Source organism: Streptomyces sp. MnatMP-M17 (genome assembly GCF_900091995.1).
Taxonomy (GTDB): Bacteria; Actinomycetota; Actinomycetes; order Streptomycetales; family Streptomycetaceae; genus Streptomyces.
On the sequence record NZ_FMDK01000507.1, the window covers coordinates 1 to 5,745 of the forward strand.

General features: G+C 69.4%; 5 protein-coding genes. 3 read left to right on the forward strand and 2 right to left on the reverse strand.

The window, feature by feature from the left end; all coding sequences use genetic code 11:
- The first annotated feature begins 252 nt into the window (after positions 1–252).
- Both GA0115259_RS22365 and GA0115259_RS42605 read left to right on the forward strand, forming a co-directional pair.
- Positions 253–489, forward strand: a complete 237-nt coding sequence (locus GA0115259_RS22365) for a chaplin (RefSeq protein WP_093600105.1) — start codon at positions 253–255, stop codon at positions 487–489.
- A gap of 94 nt (positions 490–583) precedes the next feature.
- Entirely contained in the window at positions 584–1,534 is a 951-nt protein-coding gene (locus GA0115259_RS42605) for a chaplin family protein (RefSeq protein WP_093600108.1), read from the forward strand.
- A gap of 160 nt (positions 1,535–1,694) precedes the next feature.
- Here the strand turns inward: GA0115259_RS42605 and GA0115259_RS22375 are convergent, their stop codons facing one another.
- Both GA0115259_RS22375 and GA0115259_RS22380 read right to left on the reverse strand, forming a co-directional pair.
- Positions 1,695–2,984 (reverse strand): NAD(P)-binding domain-containing protein, encoded by a 1,290-nt coding sequence (locus GA0115259_RS22375; protein WP_093600111.1) that lies wholly within the window; start codon positions 2,982–2,984, stop codon positions 1,695–1,697.
- 113 nt (positions 2,985–3,097) lie between these two features.
- Positions 3,098–4,486: a carboxylate--amine ligase gene (locus GA0115259_RS22380; RefSeq protein WP_176732619.1), complete on the reverse strand. Its 1,389-nt coding sequence runs from the start codon at positions 4,484–4,486 to the stop codon at positions 3,098–3,100.
- Between the two features lie 173 nt (positions 4,487–4,659).
- Here GA0115259_RS22380 and GA0115259_RS22385 point away from each other — a divergent pair.
- Positions 4,660–5,745, forward strand: a 1,086-nt coding sequence (locus GA0115259_RS22385) for a glycoside hydrolase family 26 protein (RefSeq protein WP_107469245.1), incomplete at its 3' end; no start/stop codon positions are given.

A 5,745-nucleotide genomic window follows, 5' to 3' on the forward strand; every position in this document is an offset into this window, starting at 1 on the left:
CGGCCGGGGCAATGGAGCCCCGGCCGGCCCGTCGCCGTATTCCACGAAAAGCCCCTTCTTATGCAGAAACGAAAATCCCGAATCCATTCACGGGGCAATCGAGTGAACCGGAGAAAGCCATAAAACAGGACAGTTTCCTTGCCGCGCGCCTCATCGTTGGTGTTCCAGCAGCGGACGTGAGGGCTGAGAAAACGATGCCCGCGTGCCACGACAGTCGTGCGGACGGATTCGCCGCTGCGGAAAGGGCTCACGATGAAGTGCAAGAAGGCCGCAACCATCGTCGCAGGTCTGCTCATGACGATGGGCGCCGCCGCCCCGGCCATGGCCGACGCCGAGGCCGAGGCAGCCGCTGTCGGCTCCCCGGGTGTCCTCTCGGGCAATGTCGTCCAGGTGCCCGTCGAAATTCCCATCAACCTCTGCGGTAACACCGTCGACATCCTCGCCCTGTTGAACCCCACCTTCGGCAACACCTGTATCAACGCCGGCTGACGCTGCCCCGTCCGGTCCCGAAGCGTGGGAGTTCTCCCTGCTTCGGGACCGGTCTCAGCAGGCCCCGATGTCACAGCAGGAGGAGAAGAGAGAAATGCGAGACCTCATCAGCAAAGGGCTGCTCGCCGCCGCCGCGGCGTCGAGCGTGCTGTCCCTGGGCGGTGGCTATGCCATCGCGGTGGAGAGCGACGGGGTGGCCGCCGGATCACCGGGTGTGCTGTCGGGCAACAGTGTCCAGGCACCCGTTGAGGTCCCGGTCAATGTCTGCGGGAACACCGTGGACGTCGTCGGAGTCGGCAATCCCGCCTTCGGCAACGGCTGTGTCAATACGTCGGGCCGGCCGGGACACCCGGCGGCGCACGAGCGATCCTCGTCGTACCAGGAGCACCGGGCTCCTGCGCGGCACGACGACCGGGCACCCTCCGTCCCCGAAGGGCCGGACCACGCTCCGGTGGCCCCGCCGGAGGACGCGCCCGCTCACGCCCCGCAGCGCCACGAGACGCACCCGCGCCAACAGGCGCACCCGCACAAGGAGTCCACCGGCGCCAAGGCGACTGCCATCGCCAAGGGATCGCCGGGCGTGGGCTCGGGCAATATCGCCCAGGCACCGATCGACATCCCGCTGAACGTCTGCGGCAACTCCGTCGATCTGGTCGGCGTCCTCAACCCGGCGTTCGGCAACCGGTGCGCGAACGGCTCGCCGGTGGCGCTCCCCGACGTCCATGAGGAGCCGCAGTTCCCGGAGACTCCCGGAACGCCCGAAGCTCCCGGAACACCCGAGAATCCCGGCACTCCCGGAGGCGACGAGCCGGGCGACGGTACGGACAGGACACCGCCCGTGCCCGGTACACCGCCGGGCGACAAGGCCATTCCTGACACGGTCACTCCCGCCACGCACTCCCGGCCCGGCTCTCCCGCGCCGGTCACGGAGCTCGCCTCCACCGGCAGTGACGCCGGTCTGCTCGGCATGGCGGCGCTGAGCGCGGGTCTGATGCTCGGCGGCGGAATCCTGTACCGACGCAGCACCACGCGCGCCCGCCGCTGACCGCGGCCACCAGCGGCTGACTGCGGCTGACTGCGGCTGACTGCGGCTGACTGCGGCTGACCGCAGCCGACTGCGGACGACCGGCGTATCCGGCCGGCCGGGAGAATCGCGGCGGATCCTCCCGGCCGGCGGACCAGGGCGCGCAGGTTTTGACGCCACGTCAGCTCAGCAGTGACTTCCCGGCCGTTGCCGGCATCGGCTCCGACGCGGGCGACGCCTGCCGCTGCCGGACCGTACCGAGCGATCCGCCGCGCGAGCCGAGCCGTCGCCGTACTCCCCGTACCAGCCGCTCGGCCGTGTACGTGGCCCCGTACACGAAGCGCATCGACGGGCCGAACGAGGGCGCGCTCAGCAGCCCGGCGACGAAGAGCCCCGGATGCGAGGACTCGAAGAGCGGGCTCGCCTCGGGCGCGGTGCTGGGCGCGACCGTCGCCAGCCCGGCCCGCAGTCCGCCGTCGAGGAGACCGAGCCGTTCCAGTCCCGGAGTGAAGCCGGTGGCGGCGATGACATGGTCCGTCTCCACGGTCTGCACCCGGCCCGTCGTGGCGACCAGTTCGAGCCGTACGCCGCCGTTGTCCATCGGGTCCGCGCTCGCCAGGCTCTCACTCAGCCGGACCTCCACCGCCGACTCGAACCGCTCCCGCAGCCACCACGCGCCCGCAGGGCCCAGCGCCGAGGTGAAGACACGCGCCCGCGTCTGCGCGGGAAGTCTGCGGAAGAGGCCCGGAGTCTCCGCGTAGAGCCAGTTCTTCCATCCGCAGCCCAGTCCGGTGTGCGGCATCCGGACCGTCTCCCTGACCGGGCGGTCCAGCGGCGGCGGCAGCGTGTTCCAGTTGAGCCTGCCCGACCGGGCCACCACCCTGACGGTGGTGCCCTGTTCGGCGAGGAGCGCGGCGGTCTCCAGAGCCGCCTGGCCCGCTCCGATGACGGTCACGTCCCGTCCCACGAAGCGCGTCAGATCCGCGTGGTGGCTGCTGTGCGTCACCTGCTCCCGCGTCAGCGCGTGCAGCGGCGCGGGAATGTCGATGAAGGGCATCACACCGACCGCGAGCGCCACTGTACGGGCGAGCACGCTCTCGCCGTCCTCGGTGGAGAGCCGGAATCCGCCCAGGACGGGCTGGACGGCCGTGACCATACGTTCGTCGACGGGCGGCGCCGCGCGCTCCGCGAACCACAGTCCGTACGAGGCGAAGAAGCCGACCGGCAGCGGAACGCCGTGCCGTACCTCCACTCCCTGGGTGGCGGCATAGTCGGCCAGCCCGAACGTGCCCTGCGGATCGCAGAGATTCGACGCCCACGGTTCGGATTTCAGATACATCCCGGGCGGCATATGGTCCCGCCATGAGGCCATCGGCCTGCCGAAGACCCGTAGATCGAGTCCGGCCGCGGCGGCGTGCGCGGCGATGGAGAGTCCATAGGGGCCTGCGCCCACCACTACCAGGTCGTACATCAATGTGTTCCGCTCTCTGTGCCGGGATGGTCAGTCGTGGTGATCGGTCGGGTCTGCTGTGCGGTAGGTGACGGCCCGTCAAGAAGGCGCTCGGTGGCCGGGACACCCGGTCGTCAGGGCCGGTGCGACACCGGGACGCCCTGCGCGGTGGCGGCGGGGCTGCGCCCGCGCCTGAGCACCGGAGTCGTCCTGGGCAGCGCGGGATCGTGGCGCCCGAAGTCGTCTCTGCGCCGGTCGGTCGCGATACCTCCGAGCAGACGCCCGAGTCCGCGCCGTCCTCTGCGTACCGCGTGCAGACCCCAGGCGACGGCCATGGCGTACGCGGGCCGCGGATCGTCCAGTGCGAACCACGCGGCCTCCATCGCCATGGACCGGTCCGCCGCGCCGGACCGCCCGTCCGCGTGTGCGGCGGCGCGATCGGCGCGCCGCGCGCGGGCCGAGGGCAGGACGGAGAGAGCCGACAGCAGCGCGTAGTTCTCCACCACGAAGGTCCTGCCGTGCGCGGTGGCCTGTACGGGAACGGCCCGGCCGGTGAGATCGAGATGCAGCGCCCGTACGACATCGGTGCCGGACCGGTCGGTGAAGAGCCGGAACTGCGCGCCGGGCCTGGGATTGAAGTCGAGGAGATGGTAGGCGCCCGTCGCGGTGTCACGGCGGAAGTCGAGATCGAGGATCCCTCGGTAGCCGAGCGCCGAGACCATCTGACGGGCCGTCCGCTCCACGGCCGGATTGGGCAGCCAGGTGCCCACCGCCGTCAGCCCGGCCCCGACCGGCCAGGACCGCTCCTTGCGGCCGGCCGCTCCGACCAGGCACTCGCCTCCGGCGCCGCTGTATCCGTGGAAGAACCAGTCCAGGCCTCGGCCGTGCGGCAGGAACTCCTGGAGCAGCAGTCTGCTGCCCGCCTCGGCGCTGCGTCCGTACAGCTCACGGGCCTCGTCGGCAGAGCGTACGAGCACGGTGCTGCGCAGCCCGGCCGCCTCGGGAAGGAGCCACGGTCTGCTCCACTTCGCCACCACCGGCAGCCCGAGCGCACCGGTGGCGTCCGCCGCCTCCGCCGCGCAGCCGGGAATCACCGTACGCGGATGCGGAATCCCGAGCTCCCGGCAGATACCGACCAGCTCCGCCTTGTCCGCGACGCGCTCCGGCAGTCCTGACGGCTGTTCAGGCAGCAGATAACGGCCGGTCAGACGGGACTGGAGCTGTCCGACGGTGATGGCGCTCAGATCGTCCATGGGAATCAGCACGGCCGGTGTGCCGAGCCGGTCGGAGACCTGGAGCAGCAGTCGCTGAATCTCCGCCAGATCCCGGCAGCCGTCGGGTCGTGGGTGGGTACGGCGCAGATAGCGGGAGTGGCCGACGGGACCGCGCGCGGCCTCGACCACCGTGTGCACCTCGATTCCGGCCCGGCCGAGAGACCGGACGGCGCCCAGCGTCCCATGGTGGAAAGGATTCTGGTCGAGCCTCATGAGTACGGCGGGAACACGGGTGTCAAAGCTCGGCACAGGGTGTCCTTCCATTCGATGGCCCAATTCGATGGCCCAAGCGGGGGATGAAATTCACGAACGGACTAATAGAACGCCAGGCCGGGTTCTCGTTCGGCTTATTAGTACTTTTGAAGGAGCGTGACCACGGCTCGCGGCCACGGAAGAGAGCTCAACTCGCAAGGAGCTTCTATATGTCCCATCGACGTCGACGGCTGACCGCCACGTGTCTGGGTGTGGTCATGGCCGGTCTCCTTTCCTCGGGCGCGGCGCTGTCCGCTCCGAATGACGCGAAAGATCCGGACACGGCGGCCACGCACAAGCCGCCACAGGCACCCGCTCCCGCGACCGGCGCGTATCTCGACTTCGGCCCGAAGGGCGTCGAGCGCATGGCCGCCATGCAGAAATGGCTGGGCGGTACGGAACTGCGCGTCGGGCACAGCTATCTGCCCGGGGACGTGTGGTCCAACATCGAGGGCGCGCCGGGATTCCTGGCGGACTGGGCCGAATGGCGAAAGGCGCGGGACGACCGGCTGTTCGTGCTCAATGTCCCGATGCTGGAGCGCACCGAGGGCCGTATCCGTGACGCGCAGGTCCGCCGTGAGCTGTTCATGGGCGCGGCGGGCCTGTACGACGAGCACTTCAGGACCTTGGCACGGCGCCTGGTCGGCCTCGGTGTCCCGGACACGGTGATCGTGCTCGGCTGGGAGATGAACGGAAACACCTACACCCATCGCTGCGGGCCCGCGCCGATGGCGTGGAAGAGGTACTGGCAGCGCATCGTCACCGCCATGCGCGCGGTCCCCGGACAGAAATTCCGTTTCGACTTCGCGCCCAACCGTGGACTGGACGACATTCCCTGGACCGCGTGTTACCCGGGCGACGACTACGTGGACATCATGGGCATGGATTCGTATGACCAGCCGCCGGGCCGGACCTTCGACGAACAGGTCGAGGAGCCCTTCGGACTCCGGCACCATGTGAACTTCGCCGCCGCGCATGGAAAGGTGATCTCCTATCCGGAATGGGGCCTCTTCCGTAACGGTGACAACCCCGAGTACATGCGACGCATGCTCCAGTGGATCGACACATACAAACCGCTCTACAACACCGTCACCGACTACTGTCCGCACGGCGTGTGGCAGTGCGACGAGAATCCCGAGTCGTCGAAGGTGTACCGGTCCATGCTCTACGGCCGGGTGCCGGAACCGGCGCCGACACCCACACCGACACCCACTCCGGCACCCACACCCACTCAGACGCCGACTCCGGCAGCCGAA